11 protein-coding genes are annotated in these 15,641 nt (G+C 68.0%); 6 read left to right on the top strand and 5 right to left on the bottom strand.

The features are described 5' to 3' along the window. Entirely contained in the window at positions 1-1,317 is a 1,317-nt protein-coding gene (locus FOB72_RS25310; RefSeq protein WP_150375414.1) for an MFS transporter, read from the bottom strand. 177 nt (positions 1,318-1,494) lie between these two features. Between FOB72_RS25310 and acnA the strand changes: the two genes are divergently transcribed. Both acnA and FOB72_RS25300 read left to right on the top strand, forming a co-directional pair. After that, entirely contained in the window at positions 1,495-4,161 is a 2,667-nt protein-coding gene (gene acnA, locus FOB72_RS25305; RefSeq protein WP_150375412.1) for an aconitate hydratase AcnA, read from the top strand. Positions 4,162-4,168: 7 nt separating this feature from the next. After that, positions 4,169-5,053: a GntR family transcriptional regulator gene (locus FOB72_RS25300; protein ID WP_150375410.1), complete on the top strand. Its 885-nt coding sequence runs from the start codon at positions 4,169-4,171 to the stop codon at positions 5,051-5,053. Here FOB72_RS25300 and FOB72_RS25295 read toward each other — a convergent pair. Next, entirely contained in the window at positions 5,045-5,977 is a 933-nt protein-coding gene (locus tag FOB72_RS25295) for a LysR family transcriptional regulator (RefSeq protein ID WP_223851566.1), read from the bottom strand. The genes FOB72_RS25300 and FOB72_RS25295 overlap by 9 nt on opposite strands. A gap of 121 nt (positions 5,978-6,098) precedes the next feature. Here FOB72_RS25295 and FOB72_RS25290 point away from each other — a divergent pair, with 121 nt between their 5' ends. The 4 genes from FOB72_RS25290 to FOB72_RS25275 all read left to right on the top strand — a co-directional run bounded on the left by FOB72_RS25290 (position 6,099) and on the right by FOB72_RS25275 (position 12,463). Continuing rightward, entirely contained in the window at positions 6,099-7,082 is a 984-nt protein-coding gene (locus FOB72_RS25290) for a Bug family tripartite tricarboxylate transporter substrate binding protein (RefSeq protein WP_150375408.1), read from the top strand. 26 nt (positions 7,083-7,108) lie between these two features. Further along, on the top strand, positions 7,109-8,734 hold the full coding sequence (gene ggt, locus FOB72_RS25285; RefSeq protein WP_223851565.1) for a gamma-glutamyltransferase: 1,626 nt from the start codon (positions 7,109-7,111) through the stop codon (positions 8,732-8,734). Between the two features lie 154 nt (positions 8,735-8,888). Continuing rightward, positions 8,889-10,877 carry a preprotein translocase subunit YajC gene (locus FOB72_RS25280; protein ID WP_223851564.1) on the top strand — a complete coding sequence of 663 codons (1,989 nt, stop codon included), beginning with the start codon at positions 8,889-8,891 and terminating at the stop codon, positions 10,875-10,877. Next, entirely contained in the window at positions 10,874-12,463 is a 1,590-nt protein-coding gene (locus FOB72_RS25275; RefSeq protein ID WP_150375406.1) for a GMC oxidoreductase, read from the top strand. Before FOB72_RS25280 ends, FOB72_RS25275 begins: the two co-directional genes overlap by 4 nt. Before the next feature lie 24 nt (positions 12,464-12,487). On the opposite strand, the gene FOB72_RS25270 is transcribed toward FOB72_RS25275, so the two are convergent. The 3 genes from FOB72_RS25270 to FOB72_RS25260 are packed head-to-tail and all read right to left on the bottom strand — an operon-like array spanning position 12,488 to position 15,625. Then, positions 12,488-13,576 (bottom strand): VWA domain-containing protein, encoded by a 1,089-nt coding sequence (locus FOB72_RS25270; RefSeq protein ID WP_150375404.1) that lies wholly within the window; start codon positions 13,574-13,576, stop codon positions 12,488-12,490. Further along, a complete protein-coding gene (locus tag FOB72_RS25265) occupies positions 13,576-14,634 on the bottom strand; it encodes a DUF58 domain-containing protein (RefSeq protein ID WP_150375402.1) in 1,059 nt (352 codons plus the stop codon). The genes FOB72_RS25270 and FOB72_RS25265 overlap by 1 nt, the downstream gene beginning before the upstream one ends. After that, a complete protein-coding gene (locus FOB72_RS25260; RefSeq protein WP_150375400.1) occupies positions 14,612-15,625 on the bottom strand; it encodes an AAA family ATPase in 1,014 nt (337 codons plus the stop codon). Before FOB72_RS25260 ends, FOB72_RS25265 begins: the two co-directional genes overlap by 23 nt. Between the last annotated feature and the right edge of the window lie 16 nt (positions 15,626-15,641).

The following is a 15,641-nucleotide window of genomic DNA, read 5'->3' as shown; positions in this document are numbered from 1 at the left end:
TCACTTGCGCAGATAAGCGGGTTCGCGCACGAGGCGCGTGCCGCAGAAGCTGATGGCCGCGGCAATCATCACGTAGATCGCGGGCGCCATGGTGCTGCCGGTGCTGGCGATCAGCCAGGTGATGAAGAACGAGGCAAAGCCGCCGAAGATCGTCACAGCGAGGTTATAGGCGACGGACAGGCCCGTGGACAGCACCTTGGCCGGGAACAGTTCCGAGAATGCCGCCAGGATCGGACCCGTGTACGTGGCGATGAGCACGCCGAACACGATCTGGAATACCAGCAGCGACGCGAGGCCCGGCGTGTGGTTGATGTACACGAACATCGGCCACGCCAGCGCGAAGATCAGCGCGGCGGCACCCGACAGCAGGCCGCGGCGGCCGCGACGGTCGGCGATCATGCCGACGATCGGCGAGAACACCATGATCGCGAGGCCACCGGCCATGCCCGCGACGAAGCCCGTGGATTGCGGCACGTGCAGGACCTTGACGGCATACGTCGGCATGTAGAACAGCAGCACGTACGTGCAGACGGTCCAGAGGATCACCATCGAGAAGCTGGCCGCGGTCTGGCGCGGGTAATCGCGCAGCACTTCCTTCAGCGGCGAATCGGTCTTGTCGGTCGCGGCCTGGAACGTCGGCGTCTCGTCGAGGTGATGACGAATGTAGTAACCGACCGGCCCGATGATCATGCCGATGAGGAACGGCAGGCGCCAGCCCCAGCTGTTCAGCGCTTCGGGACTCAGCGACGCGGTGACGAACGTGCCCACGGCCGCGCCGAGCAGCACGGCCACACCGATGCTCGCCTGGATCCAGCTCGAGTAATAGGCACGCTGGTTCTCCGGCGCGTATTCGGTGAGGAACGCGGTGGCGCCCCCCATCTCGCCGCCGGCGGAGAAGCCCTGCATGAGGCGCGCGATGACGATCAGCATGGGCGCGAACAGCCCGATCTGGTCATAGGTCGGCGCAATGCCGATCAGCGTGGTGCCGGCCGCCATCAGCAGGATGGTCAGCGACAGCGCGGCCTTGCGGCCCACGCGGTCCGCGTAGATGCCGAGCAGGATACCGCCCACGGGCCGCATGAAGAAGCCGACGCCGAACGTGGCCACGGCAAGCAGCAGCGACGTCAGTTCGTTGCCGGTCGGAAAGAACAGCTTGGCGATGATGACCGCGAAGAAGCTGTACACGGTGAAGTCGAACCATTCGAGGCCGTTGCCGATGACGGTGGCAACGATCGCGCGGCGGCGCTGGCTCGCTCCGATATGAGGGGGCGCGCTCGCTGAAGGGGGCGCGCGACGGGCAGGGGCGCTGGCTTGCATGGGGGTTTCTCTCTCCGTTCGTCAGTCTTGACTAGGCTCCAGCCGATGTTAGGTGCCCGTCGAAGACGCGACAAACGCTCGCTGCGCATGCATGCATGACGCCAGCGCATGCGTATCAGGGTCTACCCGGATACGACGTTATTGCATTTGTACGTGAAATTATGCAAAGTGGCAGGTATGAATCTGCCACCCGTCTCGCCTGCACCGCGCTCCGCCCCTACCGCCACCTTCGAGGTGCACGGCCGCACGTACCGCCATATCGACATCGGTGCGCGCCTCGGCCCGGCCTTGCAGCGTCTGCCCGTCGTGCTGCGTCTGCTGGCGGAGAACGTGGCGCGCAACATGGACGGCAACGAGCGCGAGGAGGCCATCGCCGCCATCGCCGGATGGCTGGAGACCGGCACCAGCGAGGCCGAGATCGAGTTCCAGCCCGGGCGCGTGCTCATGCATGACACCACGAGCACGCCGGCGCTCGTGGACATCGCCGCCATGCGCGATGCGTTGGCGGAAGCAGGCGCCGACCCGTCCTCGCTGCGTCCCACGCTGCCCGTCGATGTGTCGGTCGATCATTCGCTCGCCGTCGAGGCATTTGCACGCGGCGACGCCGCGGCGGAGAACCTGCGCATCGAATGCCGGCGCAATGCCGAGCGCTACGGCTTTCTGCGCTGGGCATCGCGCGCGCTGCATGGCGTGCGGATCCATCCGCCCGGTACAGGCATCATGCATACGATCAACCTCGAGCAGCTGGCGACCGTGGTCACCGCCATCGAGCGCGATGGCGAAACGTGGGCCGTGCCCGATACGCTGATCGGCACCGACAGCCATACGCCGATGATCAATGGCATTGGCGTGCTGGGATGGGGCGTGGGCGGACTCGAGGCGCAGACCGTGATGTTCGGCCTGCCCGTGATGCAGCGGATTCCGGATGTGATCGGCGTACGCCTCACGCATGCGCTGCCACCGGGCACGCTGGCCACGGATCTTGCGCTGACGGTCACGCAGCGGCTGCGGGCCATCGGCGTCTCGGGCGAGTTCGTGGAATTCTTCGGGCCCGGCGTGTCCACGCTGAGCGCCGGCGATCGCGCGGTGGTCGCGAACATGGCGCCCGAGTATGGCGCGACCACGGGCTTTTTTCCCGTCGACGCGCGCACGCTCGATTACCTGCGTACCACCGGGCGCGATAGCGGACATATCGCGCTGGTGCAGGCGTATGCGCGGCGTACCGGGCTGTGGTTCGACGCGGACGCGGCTCCCCGGTACACGCGCACGATCGACATCGATCTGTCGACGGTCGGCATGCACGTCGCCGGGCCGCGGCGGCCGCAGGACCTGCTGGCCTTTGGCGACACCGCGCGCGCGCTCGCGGCCTTTCCGCCCGACCGTCCCTCCGGCGATGCAATGCCGCCCCACCCGGTCGCGATCGCGGCCATCACGAGTTGCACCAACACATCCGATCCCGCATTGCTGATGGCGGCGGGGATCGTCGCGCGCAAGGCCCGCGCGCGCGGGCTCACGGTCGCACCATGGATCAAGACATCGCTCGCGCCAGGGTCGCCCGCCGCGTCGCGCTATCTCGAACGCAGCGGACTGCGGGACGATCTGGCGGCGGTGGGATTCGATATCGTCGGCTTCGGCTGCACCACGTGCATCGGCAACGCGGGACCGCTCACGCCCGCGATGCGCGATGCCATTGCGCAAGGGTCGGCACGGCCCGTGGCCATGCTGTCCGGCAACCGCAACTTCCCGGGCCGTATCCATCCCGACCTCGATCTGGCGTTCATCATGTCGCCACCGCTCGTCATTGCGTTCGCGCTCGCCGGCGATGCGGCGCGCGACCTGCGGCTTGAACCGGTACAGACGGCCGCCGACGGCACGCCGGTATTCCTCGCGGACCTGTGGCCCACGCGCGAAGAGATTGCGGCCGCGCTTGCGGCCGGCGCCAATGCCGCCGACTACGCCACGGCGTTTGCGGAGGCATCGCGCAACCCGGCGTGGGCCGCATTGCCCGCGACCGACGCACCGCGCTACCCGTGGCGGGAGGCTTCCACCACGCTGCGGCGTCCGCCATTCGCCGCTACCGACGCACAGTGGGGCTCGCAGCTCGGCGATTACACGGCCTGGCCGCTGCTCGTGCTCGGCGACGACGTCACCACCGACCATATCTCGCCGGCCAGCGCCATCCCGAAGGATAGCTTCGTCGCGGACTTCCTCGTGAGCCGCGGCGACGATCGCGACGACCTCAACGTCTTCGCATCGCGCCGCGGCAACTGGGAAGTGATGATGCGCGCCGCGTTCTACAACCGCACGCTTGTCAACCTGTTGCAGCCCGATGCGCCCACCGCACATACCGTGCACGTACCCAGCGCAGCGGTGATGCCGATCTTCGAAGCGGCGCAGCGCTACCGGCAGGACGGCGATGCCGTGGTGCTGGTGGCGGGCGCGCGTTACGGCACGGGCTCCTCGCGCGACTGGGCTGCCAAGGGCCAGCGGCTGCTCGGCGTTCGCGCGGTGCTCGCGACGAGCTTCGAGCGTATCCACCGCTCCAACCTCATCGGCATGGGTATCCTGCCGCTGCGGATGCCCGATGGCATCGACCCGCACACGCTGGCCATCCGGCCCGGCGACCGCCTGCATGTGCGGGCCGAGCCGGACATGCTCGTGCCGCGCGGTACCATACCGGTCCGCATCGAGCGTGCGGGAGGCGGCGCGGAAACGTTCCATGCCATCGCGGCCGTGGAGACACGCCGCGAGGTCGAACTGCTGCGCCATGGCGGCGTGATCCCGTCGATCCTGCAAAAGACGCTCGCGCAACATGCCTCTTCGGCCTCGTTACCATTGCCATGAGCCAGCCATGAGCCAGGACCGGTCGATCGCCAGCCATGTCGTCAATCAGATCGTTGCGCTGATCCACGCCGAACGTCTGCCTGCGGGCACGCATCTGCCCGCGCAAATGCTCGCGGACCGGCTGCGTATCTCTCGCTCCCCCGTCAATGAGGCATTGGCGCTGCTGCACGAGAAGGGCGTCGTCACGCGCGAAAAGCATCGCGGCTTCTTCGTCGCGCAGCCGGTGGCGTCGCTCGAGGCCACCGCGCCGGACGCCGTCACCGCCGCCTACTTCCAGGTGGCCGAGGATCTGCTGCGCGGCGAATTGCCGATGGAAGTCGCGGAGCAGACCCTGCGCGCGCGCTACGGCCTGACGGCCGCGCAACTGAACGCCGTGCTCACGCGCATCGCGCAGGAAGGCTGGGGCGAACGCAAGCCCGGATATGGCTGGCAGTTCTCGACGATGCTGACCACGCCGGATTCGCTGCTGCAGTCCTACCGCATGCGGCTCGCCCTCGAACCCGCCGCGCTGCTGGAACCGGGCTACGCGCTGGACCCACGCACGCTCGAACGGCTGCGCGCGGCCGAGCAGCATCTGCTCGATGGCGGCATCGAGACCGACACCGCGGACCAGCTGCACGATCGCGGCGTGCGCTTTCACGAAGCGCTGGTGGAGGCCTCGGGCAACGCGTTCTTCATCGACGCCATCCGGCGCGTCAATCGCGTGCGCCGGCTGCTCTCTTACCGCTCGATGCGCGACCGCGCGCGCTATGCCGCGCATGCGCGGCAGCATCTGCATATCCTCTCGCTGCTGGAACACGGGCGCAACGCGGAAGCATCGGACGCGATGCGCGAGCACCTCGAACATACGCTCTCGGCACTCGCGCGCATTCGGGACGTGCTGTCACCTTAGCGACGCCTCCGCCCGCAGCAGCGCCAGGAAATTCGCGATCGTCTCGTTCTGGCCGCCACGGCGCCAGACCGCGCCCACGGGGCCGAACGAGCCGACGTCGGCGATGGGCAGCGTGGTGACGAGGCCGAGGCCGGTCAGGTGCCGGGCGATAGCGGCCGAGCAGACGCCGATATAGGTGCTGCCGCGCAGGACGGACTCGAGCACGACGACGGAGCCCGTCTCGACGCTGGGTTTGATGCCCGCCCCGCCACGTTCGAGCAACGTGGTGTCGAGCCGCACGCGCATCAGCGTCTCGCGGGGCGGCATCACCCATGCGTACTGGTACAGCTCGCTCCACGATACCGTTGTCGCCTGGGCGAGCGGGTGATCCGGGCTGACGACGATGGCGATGTCGTCGGCAAAGAGCACCTCGTGTTCGAGGTGGGGCCCATACGCGCGCGCATCGATGGAGCCCACGATGAGGTCGTATTCGCGCTCCTCGAGCCTGCCCAGCAATACGTTGAACGTCCCCTCGGTGACCTGGAACGCCACGTCGGCGTGCCGTGCCTGAAAGGCGAGGATCGCCCGCGGGATCAGATGCGCCACGCCCGCCGTCACGCTGCCGATATGCAGCCGCGCCACATCGCCCTTGGCCAGCGACACCAGTTCGTCGCTGGTGCGGCTGACCTCGCCGAGCACGCGCAGCGCGAGCTTCCGCACTGCCTCCCCGGCCGCCGTCAGCGTCATGCGCTTGCCGCGTAGCACGAGCCTGGCGCCGACCAGATCTTCCATCTCGCTGAGCCAGTGCGAGACGGCGGACTGCGTCATATGCAGCCGCTCCGCGGCCAGCGTCAGCGTGCCCGCTTCATTGAGTACCAGGAACGATTCGAGGTGGCGCATGCGCAGGCGCCGGGCCCACGCCACGGTGTCGGGCGACTGATCCATGAGTATTTGCTCATACATGGTTCGGAACATTTCACTGGCCGTTCCGTGGCGGCCACGCCAATATTGTCGCGCCTGCGGCCACAGCGCAATCGAAAATCAGACCGACCACGAGGGAAACGACATGAGAAAAATCTCCATTCTGGGGAAACTGCTGGCGACGGTGCTCGCTATGGGTGCATCGGCGGCCGGATGGGCCTGCGGAGAACCCGGTAACACGCGGCCGATCCGGCTCGTGGTGTCGCAGCAGGCCGGTGGCAGCACCGATACGCTCGCGCGCATGTGGGCAGAGAACGTCGGGCGCGACATCGGCACGCCCGTGGTGGTGGAGAACCGCGCGGGCGCGGGCGGCGTCATCGCGGCCAAGTACGTGCTGTCCCAGCCTGCCGATGGCTGCACGCTGTTCCTCGCCGGCGTGTCGCAGATGGTGCTGAACAAATTCGCCTACGCGCCGCTGAGCTATTCCCCCGAGAAGGACTTCGCGCCCGTGGCCGTGCTGACCACCGTGCCGTTCGTACTCGTCGCCAACCCCCAGACCGGTTACCGCACGCTCGCGGACCTGATCGCCGCCGCCAAGGCGAATCCGGGCGCGATCAACTTCGCCTCCTCTGGCGCGGGCAATTCCACGCACGTCGTCGTGGAGTTGTTCCAGAAGAACCAGAACATCCGCCTGACGCATATCCCGTACAAGGGTGAGCCGGATGGCATCGTGGCCACCGTCGGTGGACAGACACAGATCATGGCGCCGGTGCTGGGCTCGGCGATGCCGCAGATCCGCGCGGGCAAGCTCGTGCCGCTCGTGCAGTTTGCGCCGAAGCGCACGCCCGATCTGCCCGATGTGCCCACCGCCGCCGAACTGGGCCTCGTCGGCTTCGACGATCTCGGCTGGATGGGCGTGGCGGCAAAGGCGGGCACCTCCGCCGAGGTGCTGACGCGCCTGCATGCCGCCACGCAACGCTTTCTCGCGGACAAGACCGCGCTCGACAAGCTCAAGGCCATGCAGGTGGTCGCGATGCCGGGTGCGCGCGAACGTCTGATGCAACTGACCGCGCGCGATACCGCCAAGCTGCAGGACGCCATCGCGAACATCGACTTCAAGGCCAATTGAGGCCAACCGGGAACGGACGACCGATCATGTACGACACTGGAATGGTGGTATGCCCGCAGCCGGAAGCGGCCGAATCGGGCATCGAGATCCTCAAGGCCGGCGGCAATGCCGTCGACGCGGCCGTCGCCTGCGCGCTGGCGCAGACCGTGGTCGATCCCCTGATGTGCGGTATCGCGGGCTTCGGCACCGGCGTGGTGTACAAGCCCGAGGGCGGCGTGCACGAATACTTCGACTTCCATGCGACGGCGCCGGGCAGCGCGCGGGCCGACATGTGGGCGGACATGCTGGAAGGCGAGGCCCGCGACGGCTTCGGCTTCTTCATCAAGGACCGCGTCAACGATATCGGCTACCAGTCCATCGCCACGCCGGGCACGCTGCGCGGGCTGGAGGCGATGCATGCCGCCCACGGCCGCCTGCCGTGGGCGGAAGTGGTCGCCCCGGCGATCGCATGGGCGCGCGACGGCTACTTTGTGCGGCCGGGCATGTATTCGTTCTGGAACGACGATGCCACGCTGGGCCGCGCGAGCAATCGGGAGCGGCTGGCTTATAGTGCATCGGGCCGGGCGCTGTACTGCAAGGAGGATGGTCTGCCGAAGACCATCGGCATGCCTGTGGTCAACCGGGACTTTGCCGGCGTGCTGGAAGAGATTGCGCGTGGCGGTGCCGATACGTTCTATCGCGGCGCCATCGCCGAGGCTATCGATGCCGACATGCGCGCGCACGGCGGCCTGCTCACGCGCAAGGACCTCGAGGACTATCGCGTCATTCGCCAGAAGCCGCTGGTCGGCCGCTATCGCGACCGCGTCGTTACCACGAACCAGCCGCCCGGTGGCGGCGCGATGCTGCTGGAGATGCTCCATGCGCTGGAGCGCTTCGACTTCGGCGCCATCGCGCACAACTCGCCCGAGTACATGCGCATCGTCTGCGAGGTCATGAAGCAGGCGACCGTGGACAAGGACCTGCATATCGGCGATCCGGCGTTCGTGGACGTGCCGCTCGCGGACCTGCTGTCCGATGCGCGCGCGGACCGCACGGCCGCCGCGGTGCGCGCGGGCGAGCGAGTTGCCGTCACGCGCGTGAACCCGGGCCACGTGGTGCCGCGCGATACCACGCATCTGTCGGTGGTCGATCGCGATGGCAACTGCGTGTCGCTGACGCATTCGCTCGCCATGCCCTCCGGCGCGATTACCGACGGGCTGGGCTTCCTCTACAACGGCTGCATGGGCGTCTTCGATCCGCGGCCAGGTCGCGCGGGCAGCATCGCCCCGGGCAAACGGCGATTCACGTCGTCATGCCCGACCATCGTGTTCCGCGACGGCAAGCCCGAGATCGTGCTCGGCGCGCCCGGCGGCACGCAGATCGCGATGGGCGTGCTGCAGGCGATCATGAACGTGGTGGACTTCGGCATGCCGATGCAGCAGGCCGTCTCGGCACCGCGCTTCTCGTCGACGAGCAATGCGATCGATATCAGCAATCGCATTCCGCGCGCCGTCGCGCGGGAGCTCGAGCAGATCGGTTACGAGGTCATTCGCAACCCGTACAACTACACCATCGCGTGGGTGCATGCGATCCGTATCGCGGGCGCCATGCTCGAGGGCGGCGCCGATCCGGGCCGCGACGGCGTGGCGTATTCGACGGCCGAGTTTGGCTGACGGACGCGCCTGACGCAGGCATCAGCATCTGACGTCCCAGTCCTGTCCGCGCGCGGCCCCGGCCCGCGCGCGGTTTGCAATTTCGCGCGCCATACACTATGAATCACACCATCCACGGTGCAGTTGACGCGATGAGTCGCTGGGGGGCCGTCCGGTGGTTGACGAATCGATCGAGGTTCGCAAGGTCGTAGCACCGGCGGGTGCCGCTGGTGTCGATGAGCGCGCCGGCCGCGTCGAGCTCTACACGCGCGAGCCGATGGTCAACTGGCTTGGCCCGCTGCAGCTCGCACGCACGGCGTTGCGCACGGCCGTGGCAACGACGCTGGGCGCCTTTGCGGACCCTCGCGAGGTGCAGGCCGCGCTTATGCCGCTTGCCAGCAATCCGCCGCTCGAGGTGCCAGCAGGCGGCGCGGGCACGGACGATGGCGTATGGATCGACTATCTGGCCGATACCGGCGACGGCTGGGATTCCACGTACTCGATGGCGCTGTGCGTGAGCCAGCCGGTCACGCTCGACCAGGCGCCACCGCGCACGCTCCCCGCCGGCCGCGTATTGCTGCTCGGTGGCGATCAGGTCTATCCGACGCCCGCGCGCAATGGCTACCGGACACGCTTCCTCGACCCTTTTCGCGCCGCATCGCCCGCGCCCGTCTCCGATGCGGCGACGAGCGATCCCGAGGCACCCATCGCAATCCCGGACGCGCCGTGGATGCTGGCCACACCGGGCAATCATGACTGGTACGACGGCCTGCGCGGGTTTGCGCAGCTGTTCTGCAATGGCAAGCCCGTGGGCCGATGGGTCACCAAGCAGCGCACGAGCTACTACGCGCTCAAGGTGCGGCCCGGCTGGTGGGTGTGGGGGCTCGATCTGCAACTGGAGTCGGCCATCGATCGACCGCAGCGCGATTACTTCAACGCGATGCACAAGGCGCTGCTGCCCGGCGATCGCGTCGTGGTGTGCACGCCCGAGCCGAGCTGGGTGGATGAAGCCGAGCGTGTCGAACGCGAAGGACGCAAGGCGCTGCCGTCGATCGAAACGCTGACGCCGCGCTTCCGGAGCCTGCGCGAAATCGAGGTCCTGCTCGGCGAGCATCTCGTGCTCGTGCTGGCCGGCGATTCGCATCACTATGCCCGCTTTGCGCCGCGCGCGGGCTCGGGCGCCCCGCAGCGCATTACGTGCGGCGGCGGTGGCGCGTTCGTGCACGGCACGCATGCGCTGCCCGATCCGCCCAAGCCGATTACCGTGGCCGGCATCAAGCAGCATTACACGCTGGCGGCGATCTATCCGGACAAGCCGACCTCCGAGCGGCTGCGCGACCATGCGTGGCGTCTTCCCACGCGCAACCTGTCGTTCTGCGGTGTGCTCGCCGTGCTGTATCTGCTGTGGATCTGGATGGTGCAGAGCGCGAGCAAGGTGCCGAGCCCGATGCGAGGCGGCCGCAGCGTGATGGAGGTGCTGGCCGACCTGCCGCCGTCTCTCGGCAATGCGTGCGAGACCTGGCGGCAGCTGTTCTGGGCCGTCGCCCATAGCCCTTCGTCGGTGGTGTACATGCTGGCGATCGTCGGCGGATGCGGCGCGCTGTCGGCGTCGGGCGTCAAGCGGGCGACAGGTTTCGCGTTCTTCGCCGGCGCCGTCCACGGTCTGCTGCATTTCGGGCTTGCCGTGGGCCTGCTCTGGCTGATGGGACGCGTCAACCTGCATCACCTCGGACTCGACGCGGACGACCTGAGGCAGGTCGGCGTCTTCGTCATCGAGACGCTGGTACTCGGCAGCACGCTCGGGGGCCTGCTGTTCGGCGTGTGGATGGTGCTGACCAACCGCGCCTGGGGATTGCATGCCGAGGAAGTGTTCTCGTCGCAGCGTATCGAAGACTACAAGTGTTTTCTGCGCATGCACTTCGAGGACGACAGGCTGACCATATACCCGCTCAAGCTCGAGCGCGTCTGCCGGGGATGGACACTGGGCCGCGGCGCGAAGGTCCTGACGCACGTCAAGCGAACATGGCGGCTGCGCGTGCAGCCCGGCGATCACGGCCCGCGCTTCGCCCCCGCGCATGGCGAGCCCGTGCCGGCCAGGAGCCTGCATCTGATCGAGCCGCCGATCGAGATTCCCCGCACGCCATCCAACCGGGCGCCATCATGAATGCATGCGACTACGACGCAATCGTCATCGGCAGCGGGTTCGGCGGCGCGGTATCGGCCTGCCGGCTCGCACAGGCCGGACGCAAGGTGCTGGTGCTGGAGCGAGGACGCGAGTGGTCGCCCGGTACCTACCCACGCGGCCTGGATGCGCCGTGGCTGTGGGACCAGTCGCTGCCGCATCGCTTCAATGGATGGGCGGACCTGCGCACGTTCCGCGACGTATGGGTCATCGCGGGCGCGGGCGTCGGCGGCGGCTCGCTGATCTACGCAAACGTGTCGGTCGAGGCGAAGCCCGAAGTCTTCCTGCAGGGATGGCCGCCCGAGATCACGTACGGGGCCCTGGGGCCCTACTACGAGGAGGTGGGCCGCATGCTCGACGTGCAGACCGTTCCCGTGGGGCAGGAAAGCGCGCGCGAGCTGTTGATGCGCGAGGCAGCGGAGCGCTGCGGCTGGGGCGATCGCTTCCGCAAGCTGCCGGTCGCGGTGAGCTTCTCGCCGACGTGGTCGCCGAATCTTCCCGATGCGCGCGACGATCGCCATTCGGTGCCGTTCGTCAACGCGCATGGCAAGACGCAGGGGACGTGCGTGCATTGCGGCAACTGCGATATTGGCTGCCAGGTCGGCGCGAAGAACACGCTCGACCTCAACTATCTTGCCGTCGCCAGAACGTATGGCGCGGAAATCTGGCCGCTGCACCTCGTACACAGGCTCGAACCGCTTGCGCGCGGGTGGCGTGTGCAGTTCGAGCAGCTGGATGTGGAGACGCATGCGCGGATACCCGGTAGCGTCACGGGCTCGAACGTGCTGATCGCCGCGGGGTCCATCGGCAGCACCGAGCTGTTGCTGCGCTGCCGTGACGAGCATCGCACGCTGCCGGAATTGTCGCCGAGGCTGGGCCATGGCTGGGCGCACAACGGGGATTTCGTTACGCCGGCGTTCTACCCCAATCGGCGGGTCTCTCCCTCGCACGGGATCACCATCTCCTGCGTGATCGATCTGCTCGATCGCGCGGGGCCCGGCGAACAGTCGCTGTTCGTCGAGGACGGCGGCGTGCCCGATGTCGCGGGAAACGTCATACGCGACCGTCTGCGCAGGCATCCGCGCGGCAAGCTGCGCCGGTTCTGGCGCGAGCTGGGCGAGATGATTTCCGATGGCGATCCGCTCGAGACGATGATGCCGTGGTTCGGCCAGGCGCTGGAGCCCGGCGACGGACAGCTGCTATTGCGTCGCAAATGGTATGCGCCGTGGCGGCGCGGGCTGAACCTGTCGTGGTCGTATCGCGGTTCGGAGCCGGTCATCGAGGGCATGATCGCCGCGCACCGGATGCTGTCGGAGGCAACCGGCGGCAAGCCGCTGGTGCCGCCGACATGGACCGTGCTGCGCAACCTCGTGACGCCGCATCCGCTGGGCGGCTGCAATATGGGGATGTCGCCCGCGGAGGGCGTCGTCGATGCGCGCGGACGCGTGTTCGGCTATGACGGGCTATACGTGATGGATGGCGCGATCGTGCCGCGCGCGCTCGGCCTCAATCCTTCGCGCACGATTGCCGCGCTCGCCGAGCGCAACGTGGCGCTGATGCTGGATTGACGTCAGGCCGACTACAAAGGTGTACTACAGCACGCGCCCGAACCACCATAGCGACAGCATGCCCGCGATGGTCGCGAGCAGGGCGCCGAATGCCGCGAAGAACGCGGTGACTTCGGTCTGGTCGCGCTTGCCCAGCGACAGCTTCGCGTGCAGCGCCTCGTACACCTTGGTCAGCTTGCTCGCATCCTCCAGCCGGAAGTACTGTCCATCGGTGGCATCGGCCACCTGCTTCAGCGCCTGCTCGTCGAGCTTGACGCGCGAGGAGAGGCCATCGACCTTCAGCACCACGCCGTCGGTGGTGCCGACGCCCACGGTGTAGATGCGCACGCCATTCTCGGCCGCGAGTTGCGCGGCCTGCAGCGCGGCGGGTCCCGCATTGCTCTCGCCGTCGGAGAACAGCACGATGGCGCCCGCCGCATAGGAGCCGGGCTGCGCGGTTTCGGAAGGCGGCGCGCCATTGTTGTCCGCCGCGTTGTTGCCCGATCGCGGCTTGCGAACCGGAATCGCGTCATCGTCGTCGCTGAGCATGCGCGCTGCGTCGTTGTTCAGTTGCGGCAGCAATGCCGTGAGTGCGATAAGCAGCCCATTGCCGAGCGCGGTGCCGCCCTGCGGCTGCAGCTTGTCGATGGCCGTCGTGACTTCGTCCTTCCTGCGGCTGGGCGCCTGCGCGAGCGCGGCGGTGCCCGCCATGGCGACCACACCCGTGCTCACGCGCGCGGGCTGCGCATCCACGAGAACCTTGGCCGCCTGCTGCGCGGCGCGGATGCGGCTTGGCTTGATGTCCTGCGCGCGCATGCTGCCCGACAGGTCGATGACGAGGATGACGGTTTCGATGCGCGAGGGCAGCGTCATGATGGCCTGCGGCCGCGCGATGGCCACGACGAGCGAGGTCAGCGCGAGCAGCGCCAGCACGGGTGGCACATGGCGCCGCCATCCCGCGCCGGACCTGGCCACGACACCGATCGTCTTCAGCGCGGGATAGGCAATGGCCGTCCGTCGCCGGCGCCGGTCGAGCCACGCGTAGCCGGCCGCGAGCAGGACCACGAGCGCAAGCAGCCATAGCAGGCTGGGCCACAGGAAGCTGAGTACCGGAAGGCGGTCCATCGCATCCATTACACGGCTCCCTTGACCAGCGACTCGGCGGCGGCGCGGCTCGCGCTCTGCCGGTGCTGCTGCTGGCGCGCGAAATGCAGCAGTGCGAGGTCGAGCCGCGCGTACGTGGAGAGCGTCAGGCAGGCGACGCCCGCGCGGGCAAATCCCTGTCGCAGTTCCGCTTCGCGCGCTTCGGCCGCCTCCGCAAAGCGCTTGCGAAAGGCCGGGTCGTGCGTGTCGACGAACATCTGCTCGCCGGTCTCGGCGTCCTGCAACACCACGAGGCCGAGATCGGGCATTGCCGTCTCGAGCGGATCGACGAGCCGCACGGCCACCACCTCGTGGCGGCGCGCAAGCGTGCCGAGGGCCGCCTGCCAGCCGGGCGTGCTGATGAAATCGGACACGACGAACATCACCGAGCGCCGGGTGGCGACACCGCGCGCGCGATCGAGCAGATCGCGCAGTTGCGTGTCGCCTGGCGACGCGGCCGGGGTCGCGTGCATGCGGTCGATCATATGGAGCAGATGACGGCGCCCCGCGCGGGCGGGGATCACCGATGCGGCGGCCGGATTGCGCCCGTCCTTTGTGCCGCCTTTCGCGCCCGACCCGCCATAGAGCACCGCACCGACGCGGTTGCCGTAGCGCGTCAGCAGCAGTCCCATCACGGTCGTGAAATCGCTGAGCAGGTCGCGCTTGCTGACCTCGCCCGAACCGAAGCCGACGGACCCGCTCAGATCGAGCAGGAACCAGACGGACACCTCCCGGTCTTCCTGGAACTCGCGCACGTGCGGCACCTGCAGGCGCGCGGTCACGTTCCAGTCGATATGGCGCACGTCGTCGCCGGGCTGGTACTCGCGCAGATCGGCGAGGTCGAGGCCGAAGCCGCGGAACAGCGTCCGGTAGTCGCCCTGCAGCAGTCCGTCGAGCCGCCGCACGACGGTCCATTCGAGCCGCCGCACGAGCGCATCGGTATGGCCCGAACCGAGTCCGGCGCGCTCGGTCGCCTGCGGTACCGGCGGATCGATCGGGGGCGCGGTGTCGGCACCGCGCTGGCGCTTACCGCGCAGCCGCCCGAACATGGGATTCCAGCGGACGTTCGGGGACGGGCAGCACCTGCAGGATGCGCGCGATCAGCTGGTCCGCGGTCACGCCGTCGGACATGGCTTCGTACGACAGCGCAAGGCGGTGCCGCAGCACGTCGGGCACGAGGTCGATCACATCCTCGGGCAATGCGTAGTGCCGCGCGCGCAGGTAGGCCAGCGCGCGCGCGCCTTCGATAAGGCCGATGGTCGCGCGCGGGCTCGCGCCGAAAGTCACGTAGCGGTCCATGTCCTCCAGCCCGTAGGCGCTGGGCTTGCGCGTGGCCGCGACCACGCGCACCGCATACTGGATCAGTCCCGGGTCCACGTAGACGCGGCGGCACTCTTCCTGCAGATCGGCGAGCAACTCGGGCGTGGCGATCGCGCCGACGTTGATGCGCGGCCCCGTCACGCGATTGACGATGACCACCTCCTCTTCCTCGCTCGGGTAGCCGACCAGCACCTTCATCATGAAGCGGTCCACCTGCGCTTCGGGCAGCGGATACGTGCCTTCCGTCTCGATCGGGTTCTGCGTGGCCATCACGAGGAACGGCGAGGGCACGCGATGCGTCTCCCCGGCGATGGTGACCTGCTTCTCCTGCATGACCTCGAGCAGCGCGCTCTGGACCTTGGCCGGCGCGCGGTTGATTTCATCGGCCAGCAGCAGGTTGGCGAACACCGGGCCGCGCACGGTCGAGAACTCGCCCGTGCCCTGGTTGTACATGCGCGTGCCGATCAGATCGGCCGGCAGCAGGTCCGGCGTGAACTGGATGCGCTTGAACGTGCCGCTCATCGTGCGCGCGAGCGTATTCACCGTGAGCGTCTTCGCGAGCCCCGGCACCCCTTCCACGAGCAGGTGGCCGCCCGCGAGCATGGCCACGAGCACGCGCTCCAGAAAGTGGTCCTGACCGACCACGACGCGTTTCACCTCGAACAGCAGGCGCTCCATCATGTTGGCGCTGTCCGCAGCACCACGGGCTTGATCGTTCATAGGCCTCCGCGTCTTG

The sequence above is a fragment of the Cupriavidus pauculus genome, assembly GCF_008693385.1.
GTDB lineage: Bacteria > Pseudomonadota > Gammaproteobacteria > Burkholderiales > Burkholderiaceae > Cupriavidus > Cupriavidus pauculus_D.
This window is presented reverse-complemented; position numbering and strand designations above follow the sequence as displayed.